This is a genomic window from Stenotrophomonas sp. 2694 (genome assembly GCF_040548715.1).
Classification (GTDB): Bacteria; Pseudomonadota; Gammaproteobacteria; order Xanthomonadales; family Xanthomonadaceae; genus Stenotrophomonas; species Stenotrophomonas indicatrix.
This window is the reverse complement of sequence record NZ_JBEPSG010000007.1, coordinates 130,569-146,160: the sequence shown is the minus strand read 5'-3', so window position 1 is coordinate 146,160 and position 15,592 is coordinate 130,569. Positions and strand designations below refer to the sequence as shown.

Annotated in this window: 16 protein-coding genes; all 16 read right to left on the bottom strand. The window is 62.6% G+C overall.

The features are described 5' to 3' along the window. Window positions 1-122: 122 nt before the first annotated feature. Window positions 123-860 (bottom strand): hypothetical protein, encoded by a 738-nt coding sequence (locus ABIA73_RS11105; protein ID WP_301866079.1) that lies wholly within the window; start codon window positions 858-860, stop codon window positions 123-125. Further along, the gene (locus tag ABIA73_RS11100; RefSeq protein ID WP_301866077.1) at window positions 860-1,249 is read right to left on the bottom strand and encodes a hypothetical protein; all 390 of its coding nucleotides are present in this window, start codon (window positions 1,247-1,249) and stop codon (window positions 860-862) included. Before ABIA73_RS11100 ends, ABIA73_RS11105 begins: the two co-directional genes overlap by 1 nt. After that, window positions 1,249-4,806, bottom strand: coding sequence for a TipJ family phage tail tip protein (locus ABIA73_RS11095; RefSeq protein ID WP_354275800.1), 3,558 nt, complete (start codon window positions 4,804-4,806; stop codon window positions 1,249-1,251). The genes ABIA73_RS11100 and ABIA73_RS11095 overlap by 1 nt, the downstream gene beginning before the upstream one ends. Further along, window positions 4,803-5,387, bottom strand: coding sequence for a tail assembly protein (locus ABIA73_RS11090; protein WP_197597169.1), 585 nt, complete (start codon window positions 5,385-5,387; stop codon window positions 4,803-4,805). Before ABIA73_RS11090 ends, ABIA73_RS11095 begins: the two co-directional genes overlap by 4 nt. Continuing rightward, entirely contained in the window at window positions 5,380-6,120 is a 741-nt protein-coding gene (locus tag ABIA73_RS11085) for a C40 family peptidase (protein WP_354275799.1), read from the bottom strand. The genes ABIA73_RS11090 and ABIA73_RS11085 overlap by 8 nt, the downstream gene beginning before the upstream one ends. Before the next feature lie 77 nt (window positions 6,121-6,197). Next, window positions 6,198-6,893 (bottom strand): phage minor tail protein L, encoded by a 696-nt coding sequence (locus tag ABIA73_RS11080; RefSeq protein ID WP_354275798.1) that lies wholly within the window; start codon window positions 6,891-6,893, stop codon window positions 6,198-6,200. Then, window positions 6,890-7,363: a hypothetical protein gene (locus ABIA73_RS11075; protein WP_354275797.1), complete on the bottom strand. Its 474-nt coding sequence runs from the start codon at window positions 7,361-7,363 to the stop codon at window positions 6,890-6,892. Before ABIA73_RS11075 ends, ABIA73_RS11080 begins: the two co-directional genes overlap by 4 nt. Window positions 7,364-7,365: 2 nt before the next feature. After that, a complete protein-coding gene (locus ABIA73_RS11070) occupies window positions 7,366-8,391 on the bottom strand; it encodes a hypothetical protein (RefSeq protein ID WP_354275796.1) in 1,026 nt (341 codons plus the stop codon). Between the two features lie 9 nt (window positions 8,392-8,400). Next, entirely contained in the window at window positions 8,401-8,748 is a 348-nt protein-coding gene (locus ABIA73_RS11065) for a phage tail protein (RefSeq protein WP_354275795.1), read from the bottom strand. Then, window positions 8,745-11,504, bottom strand: coding sequence for a phage tail tape measure protein (locus ABIA73_RS11060; RefSeq protein ID WP_354275794.1), 2,760 nt, complete (start codon window positions 11,502-11,504; stop codon window positions 8,745-8,747). Before ABIA73_RS11060 ends, ABIA73_RS11065 begins: the two co-directional genes overlap by 4 nt. Before the next feature lie 228 nt (window positions 11,505-11,732). Continuing rightward, a complete protein-coding gene (locus ABIA73_RS11055) occupies window positions 11,733-12,143 on the bottom strand; it encodes a DUF6631 family protein (RefSeq protein ID WP_197597176.1) in 411 nt (136 codons plus the stop codon). 3 nt (window positions 12,144-12,146) lie between these two features. Beyond that, window positions 12,147-12,899: a phage tail tube protein gene (locus ABIA73_RS11050; protein WP_354275793.1), complete on the bottom strand. Its 753-nt coding sequence runs from the start codon at window positions 12,897-12,899 to the stop codon at window positions 12,147-12,149. Between the two features lie 36 nt (window positions 12,900-12,935). After that, window positions 12,936-13,346 (bottom strand): hypothetical protein, encoded by a 411-nt coding sequence (locus ABIA73_RS11045; protein ID WP_197597224.1) that lies wholly within the window; start codon window positions 13,344-13,346, stop codon window positions 12,936-12,938. Window positions 13,347-13,383: 37 nt separating this feature from the next. Further along, window positions 13,384-13,698 carry a head-tail joining protein gene (locus ABIA73_RS11040; RefSeq protein ID WP_354275792.1) on the bottom strand — a complete coding sequence of 105 codons (315 nt, stop codon included), beginning with the start codon at window positions 13,696-13,698 and terminating at the stop codon, window positions 13,384-13,386. A gap of 14 nt (window positions 13,699-13,712) precedes the next feature. After that, window positions 13,713-14,471 (bottom strand): hypothetical protein, encoded by a 759-nt coding sequence (locus ABIA73_RS11035; RefSeq protein WP_354275791.1) that lies wholly within the window; start codon window positions 14,469-14,471, stop codon window positions 13,713-13,715. Between the two features lie 45 nt (window positions 14,472-14,516). Further along, the gene (locus tag ABIA73_RS11030; protein ID WP_354275790.1) at window positions 14,517-15,518 is read right to left on the bottom strand and encodes a major capsid protein; all 1,002 of its coding nucleotides are present in this window, start codon (window positions 15,516-15,518) and stop codon (window positions 14,517-14,519) included. Between the last annotated feature and the right edge of the window lie 74 nt (window positions 15,519-15,592).

Sequence of the window (15,592 nt, the reverse complement as noted above, 5' to 3'; positions counted from 1 at the left end):
TTCTATCCGCCACCACGCATACGAGAGCCAGCAGTCCTCAAAAAACCTTTAAAAGGAAGCGGCATAGCACATGACCGCAATCTAGCCGCACGTGGCGTTGTCGCGGCGTAATGGACCTGCCGTCAGCCGAACCCCAGCGGCACCTCGGTCAGGTCTACGATGAAGATCGACGCGTTCTGAGGCCCCATCGTTACGCCGCCAACCGGGAAGGTGTTGGTGATCAGCGTTTGTTGGGCAACCTGCAATCTCGAAACGAAGATCCGGTTGTCACTGGTCATGTGGAAATAGTCGGCCGTCATGGTGCATCGGTCCTGCGATACCGAGTTGTAGTAGAACCGCGGTGAAGGGATTGCAATTCCGATCTTCGTGCCCGGAAAGAACTGCCCTATTTCAACGGGTGGACCTGGCACTGTTGGCACAGGCACCACCTGGAGAACACGAAGTCCCTTTCGCCTTGAGTCGTAGAACACCGTGCCGTCCTCGCCGCGCATGCGCAGTCCGACCGGGCCGGCCGCTGCGCGCTCGGCGGCACTGAACGTGTAGTACTCGAGCACCTTGTTCGGTGCCGCGCTCGAGGCGTACACGCCACACGTAACCTTGCTCTGGACCAGGGTGAATCCTGTGTTGGTCGACATAGCATCATTGATGTAACGGCAGACGTGGAGGTTGGTCGTACCGTTCGTTGATGCCAGCACACCACTCGGAGACCATGACCCAAACGGTGGAGAGCCGCCGGTCGCGCTGCCGGAGAAAGTGCCAGTGTTGAGCGTCCCCGACTTGGCCAGCTGGAGGTTCCGATACCCGAGCCCGATCTGGATCTGCCCGGTGCCCTGATTGCGTACGCGCAGACCTACAGCCATTAGCTGTATACCCCATAGTGCAGCGTGATGCCGCCGACAGTGCTCGTGGTCGGCTGACTTGGAAACATCTCCATCCTGACGTGGTAGTTCACCACGTCAGGTTCCCAGTTCCAGGTGATGCTGTTGCCCGATATCGTCACTGATGGGACCAGCATCCCGTACGCCGATCTCTGCCCTTCGCACGTGAAGTAGTAGAAGGGCTCCCCGCCCAAGAAGTCGTTGACGACCAGGCCCCCATTTGCCTCGGGCGGAGCGACCCATTTGTTGTTGGAGTTCACCGGGTTGTAGAGCGGGAACGTGTACGACCCGATCATCTTCGACAATTTGGTGGTGACCGAGGACTCCACGTAGCCGTTTTCGTTTCTCACCCGTAGTCCGACATCAGCCATTACAGCAAGACTCCAAGCTCCACGGCGGGGACGCCGTTGGGGTAATAGACGTAGACGCCTTGGTTGGTGACGTTGAGCCTGTAGCCACCGGCCACTGTTCCATTGAACTCGAAACCACCACCGGCGCTCTTGTTGATCCGCCAGCCGGTCTGCCCCTGCACATAGTCATCGGATTGAATCACGCCGCTGATCTTCGCGTTGGTGATCGCCGCGTCGGCTATATTGGCGTTGGTGATCCACGCCGTTCCGATCAACGCCTGGTTGATGAAGGTCTGCCCGCCTTGGATGACGAACGGCGCGGTGACATTCCCGTTCACCACGTTGATGACGCCAAACCGGTCGGCCTGCATCAGGATCTGGCTCTGGTAGCTGCCATCTGGCTGCTGCTCGACGCCAAGGCCCATGCCCGCCATGTAGATCTGACCAGCGCTGGTGATCTGCGCCTTGACCGTATAGGTCGCGCTGATCCTTCCATTGAGGTCGACAATGGCTTGGCTGGTCTGCTGCACCGATGCCTGGACGCCGCCGAGGTCGATATCACCAACCGTTGCCTCGACGGTATCCACGCGCTTGGCCAGCGACCGATCTGCCTCAGCCATGACCGTCTGCACGGAGGTGCTGCCCGCAAACACGTTCGTGTTGCCAGCCCCCCAATCGCCATCACCCGCGCCTTGGGTATCCAGCTGCGCGAAAAGGCCATCGGTCTTGCGCCCCACGGCCTGCAGGCCGGTCTCTGGATCGTTGACGGCCAGTTCAAGCGAGTCAACTCGGCCCACCACCGCGCCGGCCTGTGCGACGGCATCACCCACGTTCAGCCACTTTGAGCTTGGTGGCTCCTCATTGCCCGGCCCGGTTCCCTGCCAGCTCCAGATCTTCCCGTTGTGAATGACGGTCTGGCCCGGCTCGTAGGTGGCATCAGCAGCCCAGATCAACGGCACAATTCCGCCGATGCTTTCAATCTCCGTCAGAAGCTCCTGTCCCAGTGCGCTCTTGTTGATCAGCCCGGAGAAGTAGACGTCATAGAGGGTCGCATCAGTACTCGCCTCCCCCATCACGCCCGCACCCGTCGGATACCACGGGCCGATGTTGCCCGTCCTGTCCACCAGGCGTGCCCAGAAGTAGAAGCGCGCACCTGCAGCCAGGCCGTCCAGCTGCAGTCGATTCTGAGGGTAGGCGTAGTCACCGAGCTTTACCGCCGTTTCGCGATCCGGCCCGGTGCTGCGCCAGATCTCCGTGCGCTGCGTGTCGGTAGCGCCCGGCGGAAACGCCCATGCCAGCTGGATTCCGAACACGATTGGTGTCGTTGTCAGCGACGTGACTGCCGGCGGCGGTTCGGTCTTGCCGCGGATGTCGGTAAGCATGCTCGTCGCTGGGATCGACACCGCATTCAGGGCATTCACCGCGCGCACCCGCGCGAGATACTGGCCGGCGTAGATGCCCGGCACATCGATGCTTGTCGTGCCCACCCGCCCCGCCCGCACCCAGTTCAGGTCGTCACGCTGCCATTCCACGTCATAGGCGATAGCCTTGTCTGCCGCGTCCCACTGGATGGTCAGCGTGGGCGTGGCGATGCCCTGGTCAATCATCACGTGCGACGACAGGGCCACATTGGTCGGCGGCGGCTGCACGCTGGGCGGGATGATGCTGATGGGTGGCAGCTCCAGGCGCGTACCGTCATCGATCGCCCCATACTTCCCAGGGACGTGCTTCAGGCCCGTGATGTTGTAGGTCAGATCCTCGCCCTCGGCCACGCCGACAACGCGGAACAGCTGCAGCGCCAGCTCGCTGGACTCGGTCGCCCAGATCGACTGGGCCACGGGAATGGCCGACCACGGGGCCGCGACGGTCACTACACCGCTGGCGCGGTCCACGCCGGTGATGGTCCTGCCTTCAATCTTCCCGCTGGGAAGGGTCGCATGCAGCACATCGCCAAGGGCCATTTCATCTGGGATGCGGTCGAGTGTCAGGCTTTCGGCACCAGCGGTGCGCACGCGACCACCGTTGCGCCGGCCTGAGCGATTCGGGTCCGCAACCTGGATCACATCACCCGGCATGCAGTTCAACGCATCCATACCTACCGCGAAGCTCACCGTCTCGGTTTCGAGGTTCTCGGTGTAGAGAATGTGGTTGCCGACACGCTGGGCCTGCGCACGCGAATGGCAGCCGATCGCCGTTACCTCAGTCTGGTTGACGCCGTAGCGAGCGACGCCTTCGCGGTGCTGCACCGGCTCGACCTTCTGCCGACCGAAGTCGTCAGGATCGGTCCACGACACCAGTGCAACCGTATGCCGAGCTTTGCGGCCGCTACCCTCATAACGAAACCGGCCACCGACAACGTTGGCCTGGCTGAAGGTGGCGCTCGGATCCTTCGGCATGTCGGCCGAGGCCATGACCTGCCCCGCCGCATAGAAGCTGATGCCGCGGAACATGCTGGCCATATCCTGCAGCACGCGATACGCATCCGCCCTGCTCTGCAAGTAGAGACTGCAGGTGAATCGAGGCTCACGCCCGCCGAGGCCATCGCTCACCAGCTGATCGCAGTACTGGGCGATCTGATACAGCCGCCACTTGTCCACCCAGTCCAGCGGGATGCGGTTGCCCAAGCCGAAGCGATCGTTGGTCACGATGTCGAAGAACGCCCAGGCCGGATTGTTCGTCCATGCCGACTTGAACGTTCCGTCCCAGGCGCCGTTGGTGGTGCCTGGCCCGCTGGTCGAGTAGATCCGGCTGATTGGGTCATAGTTTGCCGGCACGCGAACTATGCGACCCCAGATGCGGTAGGAGCGCGACGGGATGCTCTGAAACGCGCTGGCATCAACCTGCACTGCTGCCAAGGCGCAGTTCGGGTAGCGAAGTTTCACGTCGATGATCTCGGTGATCGAAAGCACGTTCACCGTGTCCGAGATCAGCGAGTTGTTTCGGTTCGGCGTGATGCGCCGGATGCGCACTTGCCACTGCGACCCCGCTGGCAGGTCAATTCGACGGCTGCGCTCATACTGGGAGGTCGTCTTGCCGGTGATGGCCTCGGTCAGCACCGTAGTGAAGGCACCGCCGTCAACGGCCAGGTCCACCGCGTAGGTGATCGAGTAGCCTTTCCGGTCCCCGTTCTCGCCATCCACCTCCTGCAACGCGGGCACGGCCAGCCGGATGCGAACGGCGGACAAGTCCGGGCCGCTGACAGTGCGAACTACCGGCTCGCCGCCGCGAAGCTCGACATTGACAGCAACCTCATTCTCGACCGAAGGGAATCCGGGGATGTACGACTGGTCCTGCGCGCCAGATCGGGTCTCCACGGTGACGCCGGAGAAGTTGAGCGTACCGTCGGGATTCTGGACGGGCACCTGGTTGAGGTAGATCGACTGGTTGCCAGCTACCAGCCCACGGATCTCGCCCTCGCCCACCAGGTCCACGATGCGCGCCACTGCCATCGAGTGAAGGCTGTCCGGCATCTCAACAGGCGTACGGGCATTGGATCCGCTCTTGCCGCCGGCGCCGGCCAGGCGGGTGGCCTGTCCCACGCCATGGGCCAGCGGTACGTTTACAGTTGAAAGGGTCACAGTTGGTCCTCCGCCTGAATGCCACCACTGATCACGGCAGAGCCCACCAGCATGCCCTTGGTGTCGTGCCCGCCGTAGGGCACCGGCACAGGATTACCTTGGGCTTGCGTGTTGACCGTGCCGTTCATGCTGTAGCTCGGCCTGTTGTCGACGTTGTCCTGCGAGCCAAGTCCCTTCGGCTGCGGGCCAAGCATCTGCGCAACGCCGCCGATCACCATCACAGCGCCCTGAACCATCAGATTGACGTTGCTGGTATAGGCGCCCACAACGATCAGCACCACGCCGAGGATGATGTTCAGCACGCCGCCGCGCTTGCTACCGAGCATCACCGGTGCGATGCGAATGTCCTCAGAGCCAGGAGGATCCTGCAGCTGGTCCTTCGTGATGTTCTGTTTGCCGATGAACACGGCAAACGCCATACCCTGCTCCTTCGCACGGGCCAGATACTGCTGGAAGCCCGGCACGATCGCGCACAGCGCGCGGACGGCCTCCGCCGGGCTGTTCACGGCCAAGCGGAACCTGCGCCCGAACCGGCTCCCCAGCTGCCCATATAGCCGAACGGTGCGCATGCGCTCACCCATGACGTGCCTCCTTGTGGCGAACGATGTAGCGGGTGCGCTCGGTCCACATTCCGCCATAGGGGACGACTTCCGACAGCCGGCCGTGCAGGTGATGCAGCATCTGGCCATCACCCAGGTGGATGCCGGCGTGGTTCGGTACGGTGGAGCGGATCTGCATCAGGATCATGTCTCCGCGGCGAGGCTCGCCCTCGATCTGCTCGAACCCCTCCGCCCGCAGCCGATCCAAGCTGTAAAGATCCTGCCCCTTCTCCCACCAGTCGTCCTCTCGTTCGTACTGGTTGAGGTGGATGCCGAGCTCCCGTGCGTGGAAGTCGCGCACCAAGGTGTAGCAGTCGAGGATGCCGTGGGCGAACTGGCGGCCCACAAGCGGCGCCACATAGCCGCAGGGACTGATGGACTGCAGGTCACCGCACTCGGGGGCTTCACCGGTGACCTGGCCAACACTGACGATGTGCCAGGTAAGGCCGCTCTGCTCGCAGATGACTCGGTCGGCATCGGAGGGCTTGGCTGCCGCGTTGGGATGGCTGTGCACCAGTGCCAAGACCACACCTTGGTCCTCGGCCGCCGCATAGTCTTCGGCGGGCAGAATGAAGTGCTCGCTGGGGGTCGTCGCGACATTGCGGCAGGCAACGTAGGCCTCACCGCCGGCCGTAGCCACAATCAGTCCGCAGCACTCGCGGGGGTAGTCGGCCACGGCGTGCGCCTGGATGGCCTGCAGGGTGCTTTGCTGCATGGGTGTCGCCCATAGAAAAAGGCGCGCGCTGTGCGGGCCTGGGTAGCGCTGCGGGTGCAGCGGGAAATTGCAGATCGTCAGGTGCGCAGCAGGCCTGCTGCCGGGAAGCCGCCATACGGAAGCTCCCTGTCGGCACCGAAGCGAAGCTTGCAGCCGCGAACCAGACCGCTGCACTGGTCACGGGCGGGGTCATCCGTAGGGATGTCGTTGGCGTCGGCGACTGGAGGCCCGGTGTATCCGCAGTAGGGGCCACGGTAGCCGCCCCGGATCAGCCACCCACAAACCCCGGCAATGATCTGTCGGCCGGGAAGCTGCTCCCCGTTGAGGTCGATGGCGGTGGTCAGCTCAAACTCGACCGTTTCCTTGTCCTCGGAAGTCTTGCGCTCGATGAACCACACCTCGTCTTGAAAGTGCTCATCAGGGTCGGCCGTCGGGTTTCCATCCGGGAAATTGGCGGCGTCCAGATACTTCACCAGCGTCTGCCGGCGTATCACCCTGGCCCCGACCAGGTCGTCGAAGGCTAGGCACAAGGCGGAGATACGGCCGTCGATGTTGCTGACGCCAAGCTTGGGCGTCGGCGGCTGATCGCCGGTCCGAGCGAATCCCTCAGTTTTGATAGGCCATGCCCCGTACTCCTGGCCCTGCCACCAGATCACTCCTGACTGCAGGTGCTGGTGAAAGAACAGCTGGTCCGCCCCGAAGCTACTTGCATCCAGTTCGTACAGAGTGACCCGGCCACCTGGCTCGAGTTGCTGGGCATCGGCGGTGATCATGACATCACCACCGCTGGGGCGGACTCACCAGCATCCAGCGGCAGCTCGACCGTAGCTGGCCAGGCGTAAGCTGTTGGCTGCGGCAAAAGCGCACGGACCTGATCCCACGTCTCAACACCTTCGGGCGGGCTCAGCACCAGGCGTTCCAGTGCCTGATTCACGTCATCGCGCCATGCCACCATCGCCCTCGCTTCGAGGCGATAGCGCTCTACGCTGCTGTTGAAGTAACCCACGCACGTTTCAATGCTGTCGTAGCCGCGAACAGCCACGACACCGCGCATCCATGTGAATGCTGCATCGCGGATCGCACGATAGTGTTCCGGGCTGTGAGGAGCAGGGCCGACAGGCTCAAACGGTAATGGCTCGTTGATTTGCAACCACTCAGTCGGCCACATCCAATGACCACGAGGAATGGTGGTATTTGTTTCAATATTCACGATCACATCAGGGTTTTCAGTCCTGCGGTACATGTTCAAAGCTCCGCATCAAACAGGTAGTTGGTGGAGAATGCGTAGGACCCCGTAACGGTCACGAAAATTTCAACCCCGTAACGAGTTGTGGCACTCGCGCCGATACCAGAACACCCATACGCATATGTCGTGTTGCTGAACGTCACTGCAGGTGTTGTCCGCATCTCATGCGCCACGAATAAGCCCGCGCCCGTATTACTGACGGGCCCGCTAGCTTGCCGGGAAGAAACAAATCCGTAGCGGCAATATCGCCGGCACAGCACCAGTTCTGATGCTCGGCTACGGTACTCAAATGACGTGACTGTAGCACCACGTTCGAGCTGTATCATCGTGGTTTCGAACAACCCCGTCTGTCCTACCAATTGATTACCGTGACCAGTGGCGGCCGCGAAATCGAAGACAACCTGAAGGTTGTCATTTTGGCCTATCGTCTTACCAGCAACTGACGGCAAATCGAACGTGCACGTGTATCTTTTGAATACTGTATCCAAGGTGAAAACATCACCATATACCGTAATTGGTGAAGACCCACCCGCACCAAAATCCTGGATTAGGCGAACGCCTACCTTTTTGCCTGCGGCATTGGCACGCATCCAGAAGGACAGAGTGACTTTCCCTCCCGAACAGACAAACACATTTTCGATCTTCTGCCGAATCCATGAGCTCGTAACACCGGCCACCACATTGGCGCCCAAGTAGTTCCGGGGCGCGTTCTCGGCGGGAAGCGGCTCATTGAAACTGCCCACCCCCCAATTAGATGACGCGGAACCCAAGGACGCGAAACTCCACCGATCTACCGTAAACGTCTCAGTATTTGTGACATTGCCAGCATTCCCTCTTTGAAAGACGCTGATGCTTCCATTGATGAGAAGATTCTTGCCTTGGATCCGCGCGCTAATGCTTCCGCCATCACCCAGTTCATCGTAGATCTCTTTGAAGTTCTCGTTGGTCTTCGTGAAGGCAATCTTGGCAATGTCGCCGATCCAACCGGGGTTTTGGGTGTCCGTATCAATGATCTGTCGTGCCATGGCCTTTCCTTACGGCTGGAACGTTTGTTCAAAGGTGCAGCTGATGCGCAGGTAGCCTTCAAGCTCGTCCACTGCGGTCAGCTTCGTACAGCGGTAGAGCTCTTGGAGCTCACCGGGCGGCGTCCAGAGAAAGGACTCGCCTTGCCGCCGCCGTAAGCGCAGAAATGCCTTTGCTGCGCCCATCTGATCCAGTTCTCGGTGGCCCCAGAGCTCGAGGTTCCATATCTGCCTTTCGTTGTTGATGCCGTCGGGCGCTTCCTGTGAATAGCCATCCCCGAACGTGACTGCACGGGTGACAGCCTCGTATTCCACGCTCGGCGGCGCGCTATACACGCACCAGACGAAGGTCTCTTTCATGTTCGATATCCCGCCCCGTAGAGGAGCCCACCAGGCCGCAGGTTCTTGACCGCCCACTCGTTGATCGCGCCGGTGAAGCTGTCCCGGATCTGCTTGTCGGTGACCTCTGGCTGGTCGCTTTCCTGCTCGGTGGTGTTGATGTTCAGGTTTCCCTGGATAATCAGCCCACCTGCTCGCCCAGCGCCCGCTGTGGAAGTGCTGACTGCGCCGCCGGTGTCGTACCCCTTCAGGCCCTTGCGCATTGCTTCGACCACGTCGACGCCACCGGCGCGCGCGACGTCCTTCTGTGACCACACCACCTCGCCCTTGTGCACGACGCCTGCTGGCTCGCTCACGCCACCATCGCCCGTGTAGCCACCGGTGGAATAGCCGCCGCCCAGCTTCATGTTCTGGAACAGCTGGTTGTTGATGCTGCTGGTGCCGGCGTTGACGGCCTGATTGCCAGCGGCAGAGACGCCACCGCCACCCCAGGCGCTGGCCACCGCGTTCACGATGCCCATGATGGCCTGGCGTGCTGCGATCCTGGCCAGATCGGCAAGGATGGCCTTCGTCATGTCAGAGAAGCTGGCTTTGCCCGTCGTCGTGAACTGCACCCAGGCATCTTCGAAGCTCCCGATGACGGTGTTGACGACGCCTCCCATCTGCTGAGCGGCGTTGCCAGCCTGCTGCTGGTAATTCGCCCATGCAGCGCTGGCACCAGCCAACCAGTTGCCCTCGGCCTGGCGGAGTTCTTCATATCCGTTCTTGATGATCTGCAGCCGATCAAGTGTCTTGGCGTGGAGCAATGCCCGCTCTTCTTCGAACGTCACCTGGTCAATCTGGTCCGCGTTCCGCTGCAGGCTCAGCTCCCGAAGTTTGTCCGCCTCATCGGCGATTGCCTCGTTGATACGCTGCTGTACTTCGTACTCGCGATCACCCATCCCCACACGCTGGGCTTGGGTCGTCAGCTGCCGGTGTAACGCTTCGTTGCTGGCGTCCAGAGCGCTGGCGTAGGCTTTGACCGCGTTCTCACGCGCCTTTGCTGCCGATTCTTCCTCCTTCTTCAGCACTTCCAGCGCACTGGCGCCCTCAATTCGCAGCTTTGCCAACCGGGCCTCGAGCTCACCAATCTGCCGGTTCACGTTGATGGCATCCTTGCCGCTGACGCCCTGCTTCTGCAAGAACTCGATCTGTTGCTGGAGCGACCGGGACTGTGCATCGGTACTCTGCTGCAGAAGATCACGCATGCGGCTGTAATACTCGGCGGCGGTGATCTCACGGGCGGAATACTGGGCCCTCAGCATCTGGGTTCCGGCAGTGATCTGTGCCTGTTCGGCTACCAAGTCGTCCTTGTATCCCTGCAGTCCCGCTGACCTTGATGCTGCACCGGTGCCTGCGGTCGGCTTTTCGCGGTACTTCTTTTCGATGGCCGCGACGGCGGCTGCACGACGCTGTTCGATTTCCTCGACCTCTTGGACGAGCCCAGAAGCCTGGGCCTTTCGCCGTGCAGCCGCAGCTTCGCCATTGATCCGTTCGACTTCCTGCCGCTTCTTCGATTCCTTGCTGGCCTGCGCATCGATGATGGCGTCCATCTCGGAGACGAACTCGGTGGACGCGGTCTGCGCAGCTTTGACCTCTGCATCTTTTCGCTCTTTGATCAGATCAGCGGCCAAAACTTTGATCTTCTCCGAGCGGTCCTTGATGGACTTCTCCATCGCCGCCAGCGCGATGGGATTCCTGGCCAAGGGCAGTCCCCGCTGGTTTCCCGAAGCCAGATCGTTCAGCTTCGCCAGCTCTCGCTGGTTCTCCGCGACCAGCTGCTGCATCTGCGCCGCAGCAGGCCCGAGGCCGACGTTGGCCTGCATCGCAGACCACGCCTTCGTCGCCTCCGCCCACAGGTCCTTGAAGCCGCGGATCACCGGATTCTGGCTTGCACGGACCCGGGCAAGCGCCATGACGGTCTCATCGGCCGCCGCACGGGTGATCACCGTTACAGCATCCTGGTTGCGGCCCTGCTCCTGCAGCGCTTTGACCTGCTCGTAGAGAGCAACGGTCATGAAGTTGACCTGCTCGTTGAGCTTCTGGGAGTTCTTGATCGGATCTTCAGCAAGCTTCCCATACAGGGCGACCGTATCCTCGATCGCTTGCCCGGTGACTTCCTTCATCGCAACTGCCGCGGCAGCCACTGCCTGCATGTTCTGCGCAGCAATCCGGCCATTCGCACCAACGGCCTGGGCCACCTCGGCACCGGCACCGGCAGTGACGTTGAGCGCATCGCTGGTCCGTTGCGCGAGCGACACCAGGGTGAGGGTTGTGGCGGCGGCCTCATTGCGCGACAGCACCAGCGCCTTCGTGTAGGCCTGGGCCTGCTTCTCGGCGTCGTACCAGGCGTAGACCAGCAGCCCAACAGCGGCGGCCGACACCGTCACCGGGGTGACCATTCCCAGCACCGCGGACGACACTCCCTTCAATGCCGGCTCGACACCGCCGAAGCTGTCCTTGATCTGCCCGCCCTGCTGCACCAGCACCGTGAAGAAGGGCATGCCGCCCTGCAGGCTGGTGAAGATGTCGGTGAACTGGGCCGGCAGCTGACGCATGGCCTGCGCCGTCTGGCCCGCAGACACACCGAGGTCGGTTATGCCGTTCTTCGCCGGCAATGGCCTGGCCGCCTCGCTGCGCACTTCGCGCAATTGACGGGTGAGCACGCCCAGCCCCTGCCTGATGTCGGCCAGGTCCGCACTGATGCGAACACGGAGATTCGCTGAAGGCTCAGCCATGGGTCATCTTCCCTTGTGTCTGCCCCACGGGGGCGTGGCCACGCAGTGCGGCCAGATACATCTGCCAATCGGCTGCTGGTGCAGCCATAGCCATGCGGGTGGCCACAGCGAACTCGGCGATGCGATCGCGGTCGTCTTGGGCGGCGGCTGCGGTGAAGGCCCGCAGCTGCGCCAAGGTGTATGTCAGGACGTCGCGCCGAGAATGCCCGTGCGCGATCAGGTACTGGACTAGGTCGGGGAGGCCGTACTCTCTGCCGCCGACGGCTTGGCCATCAGCAGCAGGCGCTGCAGCCGGCGGGCAAAAAAATCCCGGTTCAATCCCACAACGGCCTCCAGCAGATCGGCCACTTCGTCCAAGGTGCCGGCGGCGATCCAGCCTGCTTCCCTGTCGACTGCCACAGCCAGGGCAGCAGCGATCTCTGCGCCGTCCTGCTCGAGCAGATCGAGCATGATTGCGCCGATGGCAGCCGGCTCCGCCGCCTCGACCGCGCCGGCCATCATCGCCACTCGGGCGATGATGGTGCGGCTGGCGGTGATGAACGGGCCAACCTGCTGCAGCCGCAGCGGCCCCACCACCAGCATCTCGCCACGGAAGGTAACCGTACGGGTTGGCGGGGTAATGACGTCTTCGTCGGTCACGGCTTACTTCTCCTGCTGCCAGGCGAAGTAGGCGGATTTGTCCGGGCCCGTTACCTTGGAAGAGTCCTTCAGCAGAGCGCCCGGAACGCTGCCAGCACCGAATTCATTGCCGATCAGGCCCATGCTCTCGATGACGCCACCGGTGACCTTGTGCGCCACCAAGCGCACCAGCTTGCCGCCACGCGCCTCGTTGGCGCCGTAGAACTGCATTTCGTAGAAGGCCTGTGCGGTCACAGCCGCTTCCACATGCCCCAGATCACCGTGTTGATACGTCACATGGATGTTGGCTGCACCTCCGACGGAAGCCGGGATCGTCGAGTCTGCCGGGATGAACAGCATGCCGCGCTCGAATCGGAAGTCCTTGCCCTCTTCGAACTCGGTGGTGCCGGCGATGTTTTCCACCGTGGTGATGCTGCTGGCAAGGTGCTGCAGGGGCACGAACGAGCCCTTTACCGCGACGGCAGGTTCGTCGGCCACGCTTGCTGCGGCGATGGAGCTGGCCTTGCCGCGCGTGGCACGTGCAAAGTTCTCCGGATTGAAGTCGTGGAAGGTGTAATTGAGGTTGTAGCCGGTCACGCGATCGACACGGTTCGCCGTGCCGCCACCCGGGTTCTGGTAGTCGGCCAGTTCGATGGTGTTGGTCTGCGGCGCGACGGTGAACGCGGACACGTTACCCACTTCGAGGAACGGTTCGTTGCTGCCCCACTTGCGGATCAGGACGATGCCGCTGCCCAGGTAGCTGTAATCTTCGGCCATGATGGCTCTCCAGTTGGGTTGCCGCTGAGCGGCGGGTCATTTCTTGGGGATGTGGGTCTGGTAGGTAATCAGGACGCCGACCCATCCGGCGCTGGCCTTGTCCGGCATCAGCGGTTCCATGCCGACGTAGACCGGCACCTGGATGCCATCGGGGAAGTTGCGCGCTGTCTCGCGGCTGTCCATGGCCGCCTCGACGTCGGTGACCAGGTCGTCCAGCTTCCGCTGGTAGCCATCCGTGTCGGCGGGGACCTTGGCGATGACGCTCACTGTGGTCAGCCGATGCGTGTTGACCTTTGACGGCGTCTCCGCCCGCTGCTGTTTCTCGATGACAGCAGTCAGCACCGCCTGGGTGTCCTGGTCGCCCGGGGCGGGCTCGAGCGTCCAGCCGGCGCCGGCATCGGTCAGGTAGCCGTTCTCTGTACTGATCAGCTGCAGCGTTTTGCCCATCGCCAGCAACAGCTGGCGACGCGGGCTGGAAATGGCATCAGGCACTGGCCACCTCCCACACCGCCGTCGACTCATCGGCACGGATCTTCTGAACCAGCTTCAGCCGACGACCGGTGCCATCAATGCGCACCACGCCGCCAGTTCGCGGGGAAACCTCGGCCAGCTGCAGGGTGATCCGATCAATGGTGGTGGCGATCGGTGCCACGTCGTCCGCTGTGAACTGCTCAACGGCCTCGTCCAGCATCACCGTGCACGGAACCTCCGCATCTGCGCCCGGGGCCAGATAGTGAGCGGCGTCGGCCACGCCGGCGGCACGGAAGGCACCGAACGCGACTGCGTCGAAGGCCTGCATGAATGCTCTCTGGTTCAAGGCAAGGGCCTCGCGGTTTCCATGGCCTTCTCCAGCTCACGCTTCAGGAAGAACGGCATCAACCGCTTCCAGGTGTCCTCGGCCATGCCGAAGATGTCGTAGCGCGGGCTGTAGCCGGCTGTGTTAGTGAAGATGAAGATCGAGCGGACACCGGAGCCGCGGCCGATGCGCTCGTAGATGCCAGGCCGCAGTGCGCCGCGTCGCCTGGTGATCACGAAGTACTCGCCGTCCCGGTTGCCCTTTCGACGACGCCGACGCTGTTTGCTTACGTCGGTTTGGTTCTGGTAGCGGTCCCGCTGCGCCCCCAGCTGGGACAGGATCTTCGTCACCTGCCCGGCCGGCACGTTGCCGAACTGGTTGGCCTGGGCGCCCCGCCCCATCACTGCGAACTGGGTCGGTGACAGCAGACCTCGGCTCTGCAGCAGCCGCTCGAATCCTTTCCGGCGACGTTGGCCACCCTCGACTTCTGCCAGCAGGTACTTCGCCGGCGGCGTGCCCTTGAAGGCTTCGTCGCGGATGTAGATCTCGGCATACGGCTGGGCCTTGGTGGCCTTCCGGTACATCGCCGCATTCGTGGTCAGCGGCGTGGGGCGATCGAACACGCGGGGCGCTTGCCGCTTCCACCGTTCGCGGATCTCGTAGGCCACCTTGTTGGCGGCCTGCGAGGCGGCGAACGGCAACTGCGACTGCTCAAGCTCCGTGAGTTGTCTCCGGAACACGTTGTCGGGGTCCACCCCGATTCTGATCTGGGCCATACACCCTCCTGCCCGGCCCGCCGCAGCGGGCCAGGCACTGCTGGCTTACTTCGCGCCGGCCTTCAGGCGGATCACCGCGTCCGGTCGGGTGTTGAGGTTGAGCGGGTTGGACTGGCTTTCCAGTTGGATGCCCTTGTTCATGCGCATCGGGGCGGTCTTGGTGTAGTACGGCAGGCCGATGCCGCGCACCGTTTCCAGGTAGTCCGCCGGCGCAAAGCGGGTCAGGAACATGTCCGGCACACCCAGCGGGAACGCGATGGCTTCGCCGTCGTCCAGGGCCAGATCGCCACCGGTGTTGCCCTGCAGCTCTTCGAAGGTGATATCGCCGAACACGAAGCCCTTGCGGACGTCATCGCGCAGCGCGGCACCGTCCTGCCAGCGCTCGTAGGCCTTCTGCACGTCGGGGTGGTCGGTCAGGGCGTCGAAGAAGCCGGCGCTGCAGAACACATGGATGCCGGTGTACGGGATGCCACCCAGCTTTTCCTCGATCGCGCGCTTGATGGCCATGCACTTGGCGCGGACCTTGGTGGCGTCCTTGTTCAGCTCCATGCCGATGACGGTCTGGTCGACCCCGAATTCTTCGTAGAAGTCGATGATCACCGAACCGTCGGCATCGAGCAGCTTGCCCTGCAGCGCGCCCATGCGGTGGTATTCGATGGTGAAGTCCAGGTCGCGCTTGTGCACCGCCTGCAGCGCGTTGACCACCGCGGCAACGTTGTTGCCTTCCGGGTCGGCCGGGTCATACACGCCCAGCAGCTGGTCAGCCATGACCGTCGAGTTCTGCGGCAGGTGGGTGGTTTCCAGCAGCTTCACCTTGCCACGCTCCAGTCCTTTGGGCTGGCCGGGCGCGCCGCGCGGGGCGTTCGGGACCAGCACCAGCTTGGTGCCATTGACACCCACCTTGACGATGGTGGTGCCGACCAGGCCCTCTTCCTGGAAAAGGCGCATGTCGGCCAGCCGCGTGGAGATGCGCGGCAGATTGTTGATGTAGGCGTTCAGGGCGTCGAAGCTCAGAACGCCCAGCGCCAGAAGGGTCTGCAGATCCATGGTGATTTCTCTCTCGAAAGGGGATACGAAAAGGCCCCGTCGAAGCGGGGCCAAGGGTCAACGGGTGAAAGGGA

Excerpts from the sequence above, each read along its gene's own strand:
- ABIA73_RS11075 (WP_354275797.1), bottom strand. The coding sequence starts at position 7,363 with ATGTACCGCAGGACTGAAAACCCTGATGTGATCGTGAATATTGAAACA.
- ABIA73_RS11060 (WP_354275794.1), bottom strand. The coding sequence starts at position 11,504 with ATGGCTGAGCCTTCAGCGAATCTCCGTGTTCGCATCAGTGCGGACCTG.
- ABIA73_RS11105 (WP_301866079.1), bottom strand. The coding sequence starts at position 860 with ATGGCTGTAGGTCTGCGCGTACGCAATCAGGGCACCGGGCAGATCCAG.
- ABIA73_RS11065 (WP_354275795.1), bottom strand. The coding sequence starts at position 8,748 with ATGAAAGAGACCTTCGTCTGGTGCGTGTATAGCGCGCCGCCGAGCGTG.
- ABIA73_RS11045 (WP_197597224.1), bottom strand. The coding sequence starts at position 13,346 with ATGGGCAAAACGCTGCAGCTGATCAGTACAGAGAACGGCTACCTGACC.
- ABIA73_RS11040 (WP_354275792.1), bottom strand. The coding sequence starts at position 13,698 with ATGCAGGCCTTCGACGCAGTCGCGTTCGGTGCCTTCCGTGCCGCCGGC.
- ABIA73_RS11085 (WP_354275799.1), bottom strand. The coding sequence starts at position 6,120 with ATGCAGCAAAGCACCCTGCAGGCCATCCAGGCGCACGCCGTGGCCGAC.
- ABIA73_RS11070 (WP_354275796.1), bottom strand. The coding sequence starts at position 8,391 with ATGGCACGACAGATCATTGATACGGACACCCAAAACCCCGGTTGGATC.
- ABIA73_RS11035 (WP_354275791.1), bottom strand. The coding sequence starts at position 14,471 with ATGGCCCAGATCAGAATCGGGGTGGACCCCGACAACGTGTTCCGGAGA.
- ABIA73_RS11080 (WP_354275798.1), bottom strand. The coding sequence starts at position 6,893 with ATGATCACCGCCGATGCCCAGCAACTCGAGCCAGGTGGCCGGGTCACT.
- ABIA73_RS11030 (WP_354275790.1), bottom strand. The coding sequence starts at position 15,518 with ATGGATCTGCAGACCCTTCTGGCGCTGGGCGTTCTGAGCTTCGACGCC.
- ABIA73_RS11090 (WP_197597169.1), bottom strand. The coding sequence starts at position 5,387 with ATGGGTGAGCGCATGCGCACCGTTCGGCTATATGGGCAGCTGGGGAGC.
- ABIA73_RS11050 (WP_354275793.1), bottom strand. The coding sequence starts at position 12,899 with ATGGCCGAAGATTACAGCTACCTGGGCAGCGGCATCGTCCTGATCCGC.
- ABIA73_RS11100 (WP_301866077.1), bottom strand. The coding sequence starts at position 1,249 with ATGGCTGATGTCGGACTACGGGTGAGAAACGAAAACGGCTACGTGGAG.